This window comes from Streptosporangium sp. NPDC048886, from assembly GCF_055586905.1.
Genome location: NZ_JBVJHH010000048.1, coordinates 1 through 11,722, shown reverse-complemented (window position 1 = coordinate 11,722; position 11,722 = coordinate 1). Strand labels below are relative to the sequence as shown.

General features: G+C 68.5%; 21 protein-coding genes. 9 read left to right on the top strand and 12 right to left on the bottom strand.

Going from position 1 to position 11,722, the window contains the following annotated elements; translation table 11 throughout:
- Positions 1–14: 14 nt before the first annotated feature.
- From ACZ6R6_RS40635 to ACZ6R6_RS40610, 6 genes are all read left to right on the top strand, one after another.
- On the top strand, positions 15–422 hold the full coding sequence (locus tag ACZ6R6_RS40635) for a hypothetical protein (RefSeq protein WP_470102264.1): 408 nt from the start codon (positions 15–17) through the stop codon (positions 420–422).
- Positions 422–736 carry a hypothetical protein gene (locus ACZ6R6_RS40630; RefSeq protein ID WP_470102263.1) on the top strand — a complete coding sequence of 105 codons (315 nt, stop codon included), beginning with the start codon at positions 422–424 and terminating at the stop codon, positions 734–736. Before ACZ6R6_RS40635 ends, ACZ6R6_RS40630 begins: the two co-directional genes overlap by 1 nt.
- A gap of 2 nt (positions 737–738) precedes the next feature.
- Entirely contained in the window at positions 739–897 is a 159-nt protein-coding gene (locus ACZ6R6_RS40625; RefSeq protein WP_470102262.1) for a hypothetical protein, read from the top strand.
- Positions 894–1,634, top strand: a complete 741-nt coding sequence (locus ACZ6R6_RS40620) for a CHAP domain-containing protein (protein WP_470102261.1) — start codon at positions 894–896, stop codon at positions 1,632–1,634. Before ACZ6R6_RS40625 ends, ACZ6R6_RS40620 begins: the two co-directional genes overlap by 4 nt.
- A gap of 3 nt (positions 1,635–1,637) precedes the next feature.
- Entirely contained in the window at positions 1,638–1,763 is a 126-nt protein-coding gene (locus tag ACZ6R6_RS40615) for a hypothetical protein (protein ID WP_470102260.1), read from the top strand.
- 79 nt (positions 1,764–1,842) lie between these two features.
- Positions 1,843–2,217 carry a hypothetical protein gene (locus ACZ6R6_RS40610; protein WP_470102259.1) on the top strand — a complete coding sequence of 125 codons (375 nt, stop codon included), beginning with the start codon at positions 1,843–1,845 and terminating at the stop codon, positions 2,215–2,217.
- Positions 2,218–2,345: 128 nt separating this feature from the next.
- On the opposite strand, the gene ACZ6R6_RS40605 is transcribed toward ACZ6R6_RS40610, so the two are convergent.
- Positions 2,346–2,642 carry a hypothetical protein gene (locus tag ACZ6R6_RS40605; protein WP_470102258.1) on the bottom strand — a complete coding sequence of 99 codons (297 nt, stop codon included), beginning with the start codon at positions 2,640–2,642 and terminating at the stop codon, positions 2,346–2,348.
- A 14-nt stretch (positions 2,643–2,656) separates the two neighbouring features.
- On the bottom strand, positions 2,657–3,034 hold the full coding sequence (locus ACZ6R6_RS40600; protein ID WP_470102257.1) for a hypothetical protein: 378 nt from the start codon (positions 3,032–3,034) through the stop codon (positions 2,657–2,659).
- Positions 3,035–3,148: 114 nt separating this feature from the next.
- Between ACZ6R6_RS40600 and ACZ6R6_RS40595 the strand changes: the two genes are divergently transcribed.
- Together ACZ6R6_RS40595 and ACZ6R6_RS40590 are read left to right on the top strand one after the other, a co-directional pair.
- Entirely contained in the window at positions 3,149–3,418 is a 270-nt protein-coding gene (locus ACZ6R6_RS40595) for a hypothetical protein (protein ID WP_470102256.1), read from the top strand.
- A gap of 85 nt (positions 3,419–3,503) precedes the next feature.
- The gene (locus tag ACZ6R6_RS40590) at positions 3,504–3,833 is read left to right on the top strand and encodes a hypothetical protein (RefSeq protein ID WP_470102255.1); all 330 of its coding nucleotides are present in this window, start codon (positions 3,504–3,506) and stop codon (positions 3,831–3,833) included.
- 69 nt (positions 3,834–3,902) lie between these two features.
- Here ACZ6R6_RS40590 and ACZ6R6_RS40585 read toward each other — a convergent pair whose 3' ends face one another.
- The 3 genes from ACZ6R6_RS40585 to ACZ6R6_RS40575 form a co-directional block, all read right to left on the bottom strand.
- A complete protein-coding gene (locus ACZ6R6_RS40585) occupies positions 3,903–4,319 on the bottom strand; it encodes a lamin tail domain-containing protein (protein WP_470102254.1) in 417 nt (138 codons plus the stop codon).
- A 313-nt stretch (positions 4,320–4,632) separates the two neighbouring features.
- The gene (locus tag ACZ6R6_RS40580; protein WP_470102253.1) at positions 4,633–5,523 is read right to left on the bottom strand and encodes a phosphotransferase family protein; all 891 of its coding nucleotides are present in this window, start codon (positions 5,521–5,523) and stop codon (positions 4,633–4,635) included.
- A gap of 2 nt (positions 5,524–5,525) precedes the next feature.
- Complete coding sequence (locus ACZ6R6_RS40575; protein WP_470102252.1) at positions 5,526–5,987, bottom strand: glycine-rich domain-containing protein; 462 nt, start codon at positions 5,985–5,987, stop codon at positions 5,526–5,528.
- A 101-nt stretch (positions 5,988–6,088) separates the two neighbouring features.
- Here ACZ6R6_RS40575 and ACZ6R6_RS40570 point away from each other — a divergent pair, with 101 nt between their 5' ends.
- Positions 6,089–6,841 (top strand): GntR family transcriptional regulator, encoded by a 753-nt coding sequence (locus tag ACZ6R6_RS40570; RefSeq protein WP_470102251.1) that lies wholly within the window; start codon positions 6,089–6,091, stop codon positions 6,839–6,841.
- Between the two features lie 49 nt (positions 6,842–6,890).
- On the opposite strand, the gene ACZ6R6_RS40565 is transcribed toward ACZ6R6_RS40570, so the two are convergent.
- The 7 genes from ACZ6R6_RS40565 to ACZ6R6_RS40535 all read right to left on the bottom strand — a co-directional run.
- Complete coding sequence (locus ACZ6R6_RS40565) at positions 6,891–7,403, bottom strand: DUF6624 domain-containing protein (RefSeq protein ID WP_470102250.1); 513 nt, start codon at positions 7,401–7,403, stop codon at positions 6,891–6,893.
- A gap of 217 nt (positions 7,404–7,620) precedes the next feature.
- A complete protein-coding gene (locus tag ACZ6R6_RS40560; protein WP_470102249.1) occupies positions 7,621–8,169 on the bottom strand; it encodes a helix-turn-helix transcriptional regulator in 549 nt (182 codons plus the stop codon).
- Positions 8,169–8,579: a hypothetical protein gene (locus ACZ6R6_RS40555; protein ID WP_470102248.1), complete on the bottom strand. Its 411-nt coding sequence runs from the start codon at positions 8,577–8,579 to the stop codon at positions 8,169–8,171. Before ACZ6R6_RS40555 ends, ACZ6R6_RS40560 begins: the two co-directional genes overlap by 1 nt.
- Before the next feature lie 285 nt (positions 8,580–8,864).
- A complete protein-coding gene (locus ACZ6R6_RS40550) occupies positions 8,865–9,002 on the bottom strand; it encodes a hypothetical protein (protein WP_470102247.1) in 138 nt (45 codons plus the stop codon).
- Positions 9,003–9,096: 94 nt separating this feature from the next.
- Positions 9,097–9,504: a PASTA domain-containing protein gene (locus tag ACZ6R6_RS40545; protein WP_470102246.1), complete on the bottom strand. Its 408-nt coding sequence runs from the start codon at positions 9,502–9,504 to the stop codon at positions 9,097–9,099.
- Positions 9,505–9,691: 187 nt separating this feature from the next.
- Positions 9,692–10,657, bottom strand: coding sequence for a tyrosine-type recombinase/integrase (locus tag ACZ6R6_RS40540; RefSeq protein ID WP_470102245.1), 966 nt, complete (start codon positions 10,655–10,657; stop codon positions 9,692–9,694).
- A 279-nt stretch (positions 10,658–10,936) separates the two neighbouring features.
- Positions 10,937–11,722, bottom strand: a 786-nt coding sequence (locus ACZ6R6_RS40535) for a DNA translocase FtsK (RefSeq protein WP_470102244.1), incomplete at its 5' end; no start/stop codon positions are given.

Sequence of the window (11,722 nt, the reverse complement as noted above, 5' to 3'; positions counted from 1 at the left end):
GAACGGGGGATGACGTGGCCCTTATCAGCGCCGCATTCCTGCATCGGATCGGCCGCCGTGGCGCCTCCTTGCTGTTCCTGGCGCTGCTCGATCTCATCTACGCCGCCAGCCTGCTCGGCGCGCCCCCCGAGACGCGGGCCAGCCCAGGGCTCGCTTTCTTCGTGCTGCTGCTGCCCTTACCCGTCTGGGCGCTCATCTGGGGCGCGGTGGGGGCGCTGTGCCTGGTCCAGGCGTTCCTGTCGACGGATCGGCTGGCGTTCGGCGCCGCTTCCCTTCTCAAGGTCGCTTGGGGGACTGTTTACCTGTTGGGGTGGGCGCTGGGAGACGTCCCTCGTGGCTACGTGACAGCGACGATCTGGTTGGGCTTCGCCGCGTGGGTGGCGATCATCTCGGGGTGGCGTGAGCCGCCCACAGGGGCGTGATGGACCCGACCATCATCGTCGCCATCATCGGCGGCCTGGCTGGAGCCGTATCCGCCGTCTACACCGCCCGGTCAGCAGGGCGGGCCAGCCAGAAAAAAACCGACGCGGATGAGCGTGCCGCGCTGCGGCAGATCGAGGCCGGCGCTTATGAGCGGGCCCGCCAGGTCTACGAGGGCGCCTTGGGACGCATGCAGAACGAGATCGACCGGCAGGCCGCTCAGATCAATGCGCTGCAGCGCCAGGTGTCCCGGCTCACGCGGCAGGTCAGGGATGCCGGACTCGTGCCCGTCACCAGCAGCGAAGAGGAGATGTAGCCATGACCGAGAAGACCGAAGCCCAGCTTGTCGCCGAGGGCGTCGACCGCCTTGAGTGGGGGCCGACCGAGGCCGACGAGGAGAACGTCCTGCGCGGCCTGGGCTACGTCCTGAACGAGACGACCGGCATCTATGAGGGCGACGGCGGTGAGGCCCCGTGAGCGCGTCCACGATGCTCGCTGCGGCCCGCAAGACACTGGGGTTGGTCGGCAGGCCGAACTACATCACCCGGGACTACGCGAGCCGCCACGGCGATGTCTTCCTCCGCGCGGCGTGGTGCAACATGGCGATCACCCGGTGGGCCCGCGAGTCGGGTAACGCCGCCGCGGTCCTCCCTGAGGGAGATCGCGCCTACACGGTGTGGTGCGCCGAGGACGGGGAGCGGCTCGGCCTCTGGTACGCCGGCACCGCAGCCAACATCCGCAAGTACGCCAAGCCTGGCGCCATCGTGTTCTTCGACTGGGGCGGATCCAACGCCGTCGCGTGGATCGACCACGTCGGCATCGTCGAGCGCAACTTGGGTGACGGCCGGGTGCAGACCATCGAGGGCAACACCGGTGACGCCTGCAAGCGGCGAGTCCGGGCCTCGAACGTCATCGCTGGCTTCTGGAACCCGCGCTACGTGACCAAACCGGCCAAGCCGAAGCCCGTCCCGAATCCTACGGAGGCCATGGTGAAGAAGCTCCCGATGCTGCGCGAAGGCGACACGGGGTGGGACGTCAAGACGATGCACTACCTGCTGCTCGCCCGGGACTACGCGGGCCTCGACGGTGTGGATGACACCACGTTCACGGCGGCCCACACGGCTGGCATCAAGGGACTCCAGCAGGCCGCTGGCATCGAGGTTGACGGCGTAGTCGGCGATCAGACCTGGCCGGTGCTGCTCCGCGTGGCCTGAGCTGTGGAGCCCGTCGACTCCCTCCCGCTGCTCCTGGCCCGGCTGGCAGTGCTGTGGCCGGCCGAGGAGCAGGTCCTGCCGTACGAGCCTGGCGCCCGGGTCCCGGGCGAGATCGATGAGACGAACTGACCCCCGCAGCGCTGATCTCCTGGTCGAGCGCTGCCCCACTCACCTCCCGCCATGGTGGCGGGCTGCCCAAGGAGGGCGTATGAGTAATCCGCCGATGCTGTTCGGGCGGGAGCCCGCCCTGATTCTCGGCTTTGTATCTGCTGGCTTGCAGTTGCTGACCGCGTTCGTGCTGCCGCTCACCACCGACCAGGTGACCGCGGTCAACGCGATTGCCGCGGCCGGCGTCGGTGTGTGGCTGGCGTTCGTCACCCGGGCGGCGGATGGCGGCTCCAGCATGCAGTCAGCGATCCTCGGTTTCGCGCAGGCGGCGATCACGCTGGCCCTGGTGTTCGGCCTGCAGTTCTCCGACGAGCAGACCGCGGCCATCATGGCGTTCGTCGCGATGGGAGTGGCGATGTTCATCCGGCAGAACGTGGCACCGAAGGGCACCCCTGCGGTGCGTCAGGTCGCCTGAGCACGACTCCTGCCCCCGCATACTGAGGGTGTGGGGCCCTGGGCGTGCGGACACACCTCAGGGCCCCACCCAGACAGCAGAGAGCGCCGTCCACCTTCGGGTGGGCGGCGCTCTTTCGCATTGCGGGGCTACCGGGGAGGCAATGCTCGGCCGCGCTCTACGAGTTGCTGCGCGCGGGCACGGCTCACGCCGATCAGGTCACCGATGCGGCCGAAGGACAATCCCTTGCCGCCATCCCACCAGGCAGCGCACACTCGGGCCCGCTCGTCCGCCAGCGCGGCAGACACCGCGTCGTGGTGGACTTGGGCAGCGGTGGCCCGGTGGTAACGCTCCAGGGGGTCAGTGATGTCGCCGAGAAGGCCGCTCACCTCGGCAGCCACGTCGGTCGGCTCGGCCTCGTAGCCGAGGGTGGTGGGGTCGGGCATGGTCGCTCTCCTGCTCAGTCGATGTCGAAGCCGTACGCCTCGCGGATGTCGGCGGGCACCTCGGCGCAGAACGTGGGCAGAGCGTCCTCCAGGGTGCCGTAGGTGTCGATCAGGTCATAGAGGTCGATCTCAACGGCGTCAGCCAGGTCGAAGATGTCCACTGTGGGGATGTCGATCTCGGCGAGGTGGGCGGCGGGGATGCGGTGAGAGCCGGTGATGGCCTGTGCTGTGGCGGTGTCGGCGACGATGGGGGCGCCCCACCAGCCGTCGGCGGTCATGCTGGCGGCAATCTGCTCCATGTGGGCGGTGTCGCGGACCTCGTGGCGGGGGGCGTACTGGGTGCCGTCGTGGAGGTCAAGGCCGAGGGGGTTGATCACCGTCGCTGTCTGCATAGTCCTACTGTGCATCACGGGAAGGGCGTCTGCATAGAGGGTCTATGCGATTGGTTGGTGCTCCAGGCGTCAGCCTCTCGTAGGATCGCCCGGTACCTGGGGACTGGAGCGATCATGAGCGACTATGAATTTCCGCCTGACCTGCTGGAGGCGCAGCGCGCCTACTGGGCCGCCGACCGCCGCGTGCAGGAGGTGACCGACGCGTTGCCGTCCTCGCAGGAGATCCTGGAAGGCGCCATGAGCGACGAGCAACAGGCGGAGCTGGTCCAGGTGCGCACAGCCCGGCTCGACGCGCTGGACGAGCTGAACCGGCACCCGTTCTGGGAGACGATCGACGACCGGCACCGCGCATGGATGGCGCTACAGAAGGCGGCCAAGGGCTAAACCGCGTACCCTGGAGGCACAGCCACATCGGGCGGTGACCTATTCGGATGGTCAACCAAGCCGCCCCGTCCTATTAGGAGGGACCATGGCCCTTAGCCGTCTTGCCCGCGAGCACGCGGCAGAGATCGCGAACCACGACTGGAGCGACGCTCCCTACCGACTCGACCGCGCCGGACACCAGCGCGAATTCGACTCGACCAAGAACGAAAAGCAGCTCGATGCCGAGGAAGCCCACCGCGTGAAGGTCAACGTCGTATGGGTAACCGGGCAGGTGCTCGCGCACGCGGACCCGAACTTCAACATCGTCGAATTCGCCCGCCTGTGCGGGGTCAAGGGACTTTCGTCAGGATGGTTGGAGAACGGGCTTCGCCGGGATTCCAACGGTAACTACCTGCAGGCCCCTCCGGTCGCATAGCGCCTGGCGTCCGCGACAGAACGGCCCCGTCCTCTCCGGAGGGCGGGGCCGTTTCTGCGTGTCCGGCGACTACAGGCAGTTGATCGACTCGACCTGGGAGCTGTTGTAGGCGCAGGAGTCGATGAGCTTTCCAGACGGGTTGCGGATGTACCCCGTGTCCGCGGCCTGGTTCCAGATGTACGCGAACGTCCCCCCGGACCGACCCCAGTAGCGGACAGTCGAGGTGTTCGTCCCCTTACCGGTCCGCACCGTGACTGTCTTCCCAGCGCCGAGAGTGAACGTATCGAATGTGTAGACGTGATCGGACGCAGACGTCTTGTCGCGGAGCGTCCACCCCTTGAGGCTGATCGCCTGCCGGGTGGTGTTCTTGAGCTGCGCCCACTCGCCGTTCAGGCTGCTGTTCGCCCCGTTGTCGGGCGACCCGGGCGAGTTGTAGTAGATCTTCACGAACTGGACCGCAGGGAGCGCGGCGGCCTGCGCTGGCACAACGGGGACGAGCGCCACAGCCAAAGCGGCAGCGGACAGGGGGAGAAGGCGCACCGGTGGATCCTCCAGCGTGTGAGAGATGAGACGCATGTGAGACGGCTGCCCTGGGCTTCCGGTTGGCCGGTGGGGCGGCCAGGGAGTAGACCATGCTCGGCCCCACCCTCGCGGGGGCCGAGCCCCTCGCGTGGCCTCACGGCTCAGACGCCCCATCGGCATCGCTGGTTCCAGCAGAAAGCCCCCGCCCATATCGGGCGGGGGCTCTTTGCTATGCCTGGCCCCGGTTCCCCTCGCCGGGATCGGGACCGATCAGTGATCAGGTGGTGCGGTACTCCACCCATGCCCGGCCGGCGTCGGCGGCCTGAGCGCGGAACGCTCGGCCGTCCTCGGGTCCGTACATGGCCTTGTAGACGCGGAACAGCGTCCACAGCGCGGCCAGGCCGGTCACAGCCGCCTCAGGCGCGGCCTTCCACGTGGGCACGGTCGCGAGGAGCTCCTCGGCCTGGGCGGGGGTGTGACCGGCCTCGATGAGGCGCGGGGCGAGCATGACCGCGTCGACCCACGCCGCGCCCTGGGCGGCGAAGCCCCAGTCGATGACGTACAGCCGCTCCTCGGTGACCTGGAGGTTGCCGGAGTGCAGGTCGTAGTGCAGCAGCGTGTCCCCGTCCAGGGCGTCGAGGTCGAAGCCGTCGAGCGCTGCGGCGTACATGTCGCGGTGCGGCAGCGTCCCGGCGGGCTTGGCCAGCAGGTGACGGCCCTTGGCCTGGAGGAAGCCGACGTTGTCGGAGACAGGCGGAGCGTCCACCGCGGGGCACGGGGTGAGGAGGCTGCCGAGCTGGGCGACGGTGTCGAGCACTGCGGGCACGTCGGGCGACCCGGGGGACAGGTCCGCGCGGCGCCCGTCGATGTGGTCGAACAGCATCGTGATCCAGCCGTCTGCGGTGCTGCTCCACGTCATGCGCGGCGTGGGCACCGTGGGCGGCAGGGCGTTGCCTGCCCACCGCTCCCGCTCGTACAGGCGGGCGGCCGGGCTGCCGGCGGGGATCGCCTTGATGAAAGCGCGGTCGCCGTCGGCGGTGTGGAGGGTGGCGGCCAGGCCCGGCATGAGGCCCTGGGTGGCGGACTCGGCCTTGAGGACGTGGCCGGTGTGCTCCTGCACGGCGTCGCGGACAGCGGCGGGCAGGGTCTCCCAGTGGAGTCTGTTCATGATCAGCCTTCCGTCTTCGGGTCGTCGGCGCAGCCGGCGTAGCACTGGCTGCACTCGGCGGCGGCGACCCACAGTTCGGGGATGACGGGCAGTCCTGCGGTGCGCATCGCTGCGACGGTAGCGCCGATGACGGCCGCCGGGCTGGTGTTTCCCGACGTGGGCGTGTCGGTGGGGACATGGTGGATGAACCGGTCTGCGACCCGGGTGCAGAACTCGGCGTAGGGGCGGGTGTCGGTGAGGAACTCGTGCCAGCCGATGTCCACCAGCTTGGAGGGGGACAGGTGCGCGTCGGGGTTGAGCGCACAGGCGATGAGGAACGCGAGCGTCTGCTCCATGATCTGCTCGGCCTGGTGGGCGTGGGTGGGGTGGCTGTCGGCGATGCGCGTGACGAGCCGGTCGAACAGGTCGGGGGTGATGAGGGCGCGGGGGTCGACGCCGGTTGGTCGTTCAGCGGTGACGGTCATGTCACTCCTCTGATCGGGATAGGTGGGCACCTATCGCTACGACCACGACTGTGAGTCACAGCATCGCTACGGTCAATAGGTGGGTGCCTATCATCTTTGGTATGGCGCTATGGATAGAGATCACCAACCGCATCCGGACGGACATCGTCGCAGGCAGATACCCCACGGGCGAACTCATGCCCCGAGAAATCGACCTCGCTGGACGGTACGGAACCTCCAAAGCGACCATCCATAAAGCGCTCGCCCAGCTCGAAACCGAGGGACTTGTCGCGCAGGCTCAAGGCCGCGGCACCCTCGTGCGTCAGCACCCCGCCCGGCAGCGCCTCACCCTCGACACGCGGGTCTACCGCGACGAGCTGGGCTACTACTTCAGCGCCGCCACTCAACCCCTGCGCCCCCTGCAGCCTCCCACTGTGACTGAGGGGCCATGCCCGCCTGATCTCATCGCCCTGCTCGGCCTGGAGGCCGGCGCCTCAGTGGTAATCCGCGACCGCGTCATGGGCGACCCGGGCACCGGCCGGGCCGTGCAGCTCGCCACGTCGTACCTGCCTGCGGATCTCGCCGCCGGCACCGTGCTCGCTGAGGCGGACACCGGTCCGGGCGGCATCTACGACCGCATGGAGCAAGATCTCGGCTGGGGTGTCCTGGAGTGGGCGGGCGCCATCTCCGCCCGGGCGGCCACCCCGGAGGAGACGCGTCTGCTCGGTCTGGCACCGGGGGTGCCGGTGCTGTGCGTGACCCGCACGACGACCGCAACCGCAGGGCCGGCCGCTGGGCGGGTAGTCGAGGTCAACGTCACCCGGCGCGACGCGTCGAGGTTCGAAGTCGGCTACCCCATCGCCAGGCAGGAGTGAAGGGCCCTACCTTCCCCCGCTGAAGGTGGGGCAGCGCTGGTTCGCGAGATCACTCGTACAGATCACGCATCGTGTGGTCGTAGTCGGCGTGCGGGGGCAACCCAACCTCGGCGCGCCGCACGTCGAGGCGTTCGGGGTCCTCGACCGGCCGCGCTTTGAGTACCCCGTCCTGCGTCCAGTACTGAGTGCCGTACACCTGGGGGCGGCCGTCGGCGACGCGGACGCGGTCGACGAGGTACGCCAGCTCCGATGGTTGAGCCTGGCCCGCGTCGACCGCGGCCTGGAGGAGCGGCAGGCAGTCGCGCTGGAACTGCGGATCCTGGTCGGCGTGCTGGGCCAGCAGCCACGCGGCATGCGCGCCCGTCTCGCCGACCATGTCCTTTCCTGGCCATCCGCGGTCAGCGATGACCTCCTTGAGGAACGCGGTGTTGCCGATATCGACGGCATCCCACTCCTCTGCCAGTTCCCGAGACAGGGGTTCGCCGGCCGGGACCATGTTTCGCACCGCCTGATCCCGCTCTACCCGGCGCAGCAGCTCCTCACGTAGCTCGGCGTCGAACACGGCGTGGCTTTTCCCTCCTGGCCTGGGGGCGGGAGGTCAGGGTATGGGATGCGGCCCAGCTGAGAGGGGCAGATGCCCCTACCTCCCTGAGCGGAGGCTGCTTCTGTGGTGTGGCCCCGCCTCCCCTCGCCGGAGGCGGGACCAGGCTGTCAGCAACGGGTCCGGACAGCACGAGAGCCCCCGCCCGTGCTGGGCGAGGGCTCCTCGCGATGTACGGCTACCGTGCCAGCCAGGCATCGATATCGGCGGGCTCCCACAGCGGGGTGCGGCTCACGTACCGGGAAGGCTTCGGGGCTTGGCCTCGGGCGGCGTAGGCCCTCCACGTGCTCGGCGCGATCGTCCGCTGGGTCTTGGCCTGGATGTAGGCGAGCACCTGCGGAAGGGTCATGCCCCGATCCTTGGACGCCGCGTCGAATGACGGAACCGGCGTGGAGGGGAAAGCGCCGACGATCGTGTACTGCGGCGGGATGCGGCGGGCCTGCTGCTCCAGGTAATCGTGCTGGCTCATGACCGAGTCGGCCGGGTAGGCCGACCAGCCAGACCAGCCCATCCGGTAGGGCTGGTCGAGCTCGTCGGTGGCGTAGAACTGCTCAGCGCCAGGGATGGTCTCGCGGACGGTTCGGTCGGACTGGACCCAGATGACGCAGGCGCCGCCGAGGCGCTGGGCGCACGCCTCAGCTAGAGCGCGGGCGCGGGGGGACAGGGCGTCAAGATCGACGGGTTCGGGGGTGCTGTCGTCGCGCAGGTTGAGGTTCACGGTGGTCATCAGGCGCCGTCCTCGGCGAGGTTCTCAAGGCGCTCGTCCTCTTCCTCCGCGCGGGCCTCGGCTTCGACGGTGCGGCGCAGACGGTCGGCGTCGGTCTTGCGCTTGAGCTCGGCCAGGGTGGGGGCGCCGTCCAGGCGGGTCATGTCGACCAGGTAGGTGGCGACAGTGATGCCGGGGAATTTGGGGGACTCGCCGAGGATGCGGTCGAGGCCGATGGTCTCCAGCTTGATGCCGTCGTCGTAGGTCTGGCGGGTGTGGCCGAGGTAGACGACCTCTCCGGCGAGTTTGCCGGTCAGGGTGATGGGGGTGCCAGCCTCGAAGGCGGTCTTGAGCTGGTCGGCGTCGCCCATGACGGCGATGTCGGCTCCGGGGGTCTTGACCTTGGTGGTGATGTTGAAAGGGGTGCTCATCGGGGTGCCTTCCGGTCCGGCGGGCTGATGACTTCAAGTTACAGCGTCACGCTGTACAGCGTCAAGCTGTATTTGGATTCTTCTGCCCACCCGGCGCGCGATGCGTACGATGAACCTCATCGGCCCCGTTCAGCGGGGATGCTCCGTAGCCTTGTTTCAAACCAGGTTGGCCCCGCACCTGCGGGGATGGCTCCAAGACGCAGGCAGTCAAGAGCGTTGGCCCCGCTTCGGCGGGGACGCAGACAGCCCCCGCCGCCACCGCGGGGGCTGTCTCGCGTTGTACGACTACTTCTCCTCGCCCGCCGGCCCGCTCATGATGGCCGCCACGTCCTCCTTGGACGCTCCCGCGTCCAGCGCTCGCCAGGCTCGGCGGGAGTCGTCTGTGAGGCGGGTGAGGGCTGCTGTGAGGCCGTCGTCATCCATGCCGCCATGCTCGCGCCCCCGGGTGATCGTCCGCAGGCAGACATGACGACGCCCCCACCCGGGAGGGCAGGGGTGTGGAGGGATGTCAGCTGAACTATTCGCCGATCTTCTTCGCGTAGAGGGTGACCAGCGTGTCGATCGGCACCTTGCGGCCCGCAGCGGGGGTTTGCCGGGTCACCACCCAGTTACGGTCGAAGACCTGTAAGCGGTTCTGGCCGGTGGCGTCTTTGTCGTTGAGAACGTAGAACCCGGCGGCCTGCATCGTGTCTTGCCCCTTCTGCAGGTTCATTCCGACCACATTCGGCAGCGTCTTCTTTACCGCCTTCTCTACCGCGAGGGTGGGCTCCTTGTCTTCCTGCGTGATCGGCTTGCGGGTCGTCTCCGCGGGTGCCGGCCGAGTCGTGGTGACGGTCACTGCTGGCGCCGCGCTGCCCGCGCCCGTGCTGCATCCTGCAAGGGCTGTGACGAACACGGCGGCGATGAAATGACGGGTAGTCCTCACGGTGATCACTCCTAGGATGGCGTGTGGTAAGGGGACGATCGGCGTGGGTGACGGGTTGGCTGGTGAGCTGGGTTCTGTTGGGGCTCCTGATTGCCTGTAGGGCCGAACGGCGTTCAGGGGAGCGCGAAGTAAAGATCGCCTAGACCGGCTGATAATCCGAGCTATCGGGTACTTCGCGGAGGGGCTCTCACAGGATCATCGCAACCCGCTGCGAAGGATCCCTTTCAAGGCGATTCCTCGCATGAACGTAAATCTTGGTCGTATCAGGCGAAGCGTGACCAAGAGCGTCTTGAAGCTCAGACAGGGACGCGCCTTCCTCATCGGCCAACGTGGCGAAAGTATGCCTAAGCGCGTGTGGAGTGACACGATCCGGGCATTCCAGACCCGCCTCACGCGCCACCCGCCGAACGAGACCGAACAGATACCGAGTGTCGAGCCGGCCACCGGTCGCCGTGGCGAACAACGGCGCCTCCGGATCCAGCACCCCGCCAGCCGCCCGCTCGGCCAGATACCGATCCAGCGCCGCGGCCGTCGCCGTCGGCACCGTACGGATACGGATCTTCTGCCCCTTGCCGACGATCCGCACCGTTCGAAATCCACGTTCGAATCCGAGTGACCCGACGGAGAGATTCACCACCTCCTCCGCGCGCGGGCCGATCGACAACGCGAACCGGATCAACGCCGCGGTACGCAATCTCGCCCGGCCGCTGCCGGCCTCCGCCGCGGCGACCATCGCCCGCGCCTCTGAGCGCTCCAGCCCGACCGTCTCCGAATGCGTCCGGTCGATCCGCGGTCTCCTCGCCCCGCTGAACTTGTTGGCGGCGATGACGTCCTCAGCGACGAGGTAGGCGTACCAACTGGAGACCGCGCCCAGCTTCAACGCGACAGTCTTCGGCGCCGGCCGCGGTTCCTGATGTTCCAGCCAGCGCGCGTACAGGTCCCCATGCGCTCGGGTAGCGGCCAACGGATCCTGTCCGCGCTCGCTGCAGAAGTCGAGCCACTCACGCAGGTGCCGGCCGTACGCCCGCCGGGTGTGCGGCGAGCCGAACGACCACAGCCACCCCGCCGTCAGCCGCGAGACGAGATCGACCTCCGGGGCCGGCAACTCCAGCGCGGAGCCGACGACCTCGCCGACGAGGACCTGACCGCCCATGGGTCTCCTTCCAAGGGGAGGGCGCCCGGGTGAGGCGCCTCGCGCGTACGGCTGCGCGTGGGATGCACGCGCGAAACTTTTTGATCTTGATCGGAGGGTGCAACCAGGGGTGCAACGCGCCTCCGCCGGCAGGGTGCAACCGGGGTGCCACACCCCCTGCAACGGGGGGTGCAACCAAGGGGTGCAACGCGGGTGCCACACCCCCTCTGACCTGTAACCCCCTCACGCGTTGCACCCCCAGCCCCTCCCGCGAGCCCCGCCAGGGGTGCAACGGGAGGGTCAGTCGAGCTCGGGCCGGGTGAGCATCAGGTGCCGCTGGGCGGCGTCGTCGTAGCCCAGCACGCCCGCCTCCCGCAGCCCTCGTAGGCGCTTCTGCGCCCACTGCCGGGTCATGTCCGTCGAGGACCACAGCGGGCTCAGATCGCCCGTGGCGAAGTCCCGGCGGCCGTGATCCCACCAGTCCTGCAGCAGCTGCACCAGCGCCGCATGGCGCGCCTCTGGCGTCATCGGCGGCGCCTGCGTGAACGTCCACGGCGGCTCGCCGTCGTCGATGTCGGGGATCTCGTCGTCGAGCCCAGCCTGAACGTCCGGGTCCGGGTCGTCCTCGGTGAGATACTCCGCGGCCACGTTCTTCACGTCCTCGTCGTCATCCATATCCGCCTCGGCGTCCTGGCCGTCGCCGCGGATCTCCGCCAGCAGCTCCTCCAGCTCATCGACCCGAGTGAGTACGGCTGGTGCGGCGTTCTCCCGAGGCGGGCCGACCACTTCCCGATCCCGCAGGGCGACGATCAGCGCCTCGGCCTGCGCGAAGGGGATGCGAAGTTTGCGCTGCAGCATCGACGCCGAGGCGAACTGTGTGTTCACCACCAGTTCGGCCGCCTGGGCGAGCAGCTCGATGTCCACCGGCGCCTCTACCGGGGTGGGCGCCGGTGCTGGAGCGGCCAGGGCCGAGGCGTCTAGCCGGGAGATTTTCGCGGTGCCGGCATCGACCTTCTTGTAGGCGGCCGGGTAAGCGGCAGCGTGCGCGCTCAGCGCGGCGTTGGCGAGCTCGTCGTCGAACACCGT

Bases quoted from the DNA above. Each gene is read 5' to 3' on its own strand.
- ACZ6R6_RS40630 (WP_470102263.1), top strand. From the start codon at position 422: ATGGACCCGACCATCATCGTCGCCATCATCGGCGGCCTGGCTGGAGCC.
- ACZ6R6_RS40625 (WP_470102262.1), top strand. From the start codon at position 739: ATGACCGAGAAGACCGAAGCCCAGCTTGTCGCCGAGGGCGTCGACCGC.
- ACZ6R6_RS40610 (WP_470102259.1), top strand. From the start codon at position 1,843: ATGAGTAATCCGCCGATGCTGTTCGGGCGGGAGCCCGCCCTGATTCTC.
- ACZ6R6_RS40605 (WP_470102258.1), bottom strand. From the start codon at position 2,642: ATGCCCGACCCCACCACCCTCGGCTACGAGGCCGAGCCGACCGACGTG.
- ACZ6R6_RS40600 (WP_470102257.1), bottom strand. From the start codon at position 3,034: ATGCAGACAGCGACGGTGATCAACCCCCTCGGCCTTGACCTCCACGAC.
- ACZ6R6_RS40595 (WP_470102256.1), top strand. From the start codon at position 3,149: ATGAGCGACTATGAATTTCCGCCTGACCTGCTGGAGGCGCAGCGCGCC.
- ACZ6R6_RS40590 (WP_470102255.1), top strand. From the start codon at position 3,504: ATGGCCCTTAGCCGTCTTGCCCGCGAGCACGCGGCAGAGATCGCGAAC.
- ACZ6R6_RS40580 (WP_470102253.1), bottom strand. From the start codon at position 5,523: ATGAACAGACTCCACTGGGAGACCCTGCCCGCCGCTGTCCGCGACGCC.
- ACZ6R6_RS40575 (WP_470102252.1), bottom strand. From the start codon at position 5,987: ATGACCGTCACCGCTGAACGACCAACCGGCGTCGACCCCCGCGCCCTC.
- ACZ6R6_RS40570 (WP_470102251.1), top strand. From the start codon at position 6,089: ATGGCGCTATGGATAGAGATCACCAACCGCATCCGGACGGACATCGTC.
- ACZ6R6_RS40560 (WP_470102249.1), bottom strand. From the start codon at position 8,169: ATGACCACCGTGAACCTCAACCTGCGCGACGACAGCACCCCCGAACCC.
- ACZ6R6_RS40555 (WP_470102248.1), bottom strand. From the start codon at position 8,579: ATGAGCACCCCTTTCAACATCACCACCAAGGTCAAGACCCCCGGAGCC.
- ACZ6R6_RS40550 (WP_470102247.1), bottom strand. From the start codon at position 9,002: ATGGATGACGACGGCCTCACAGCAGCCCTCACCCGCCTCACAGACGAC.
- ACZ6R6_RS40540 (WP_470102245.1), bottom strand. From the start codon at position 10,657: ATGGGCGGTCAGGTCCTCGTCGGCGAGGTCGTCGGCTCCGCGCTGGAG.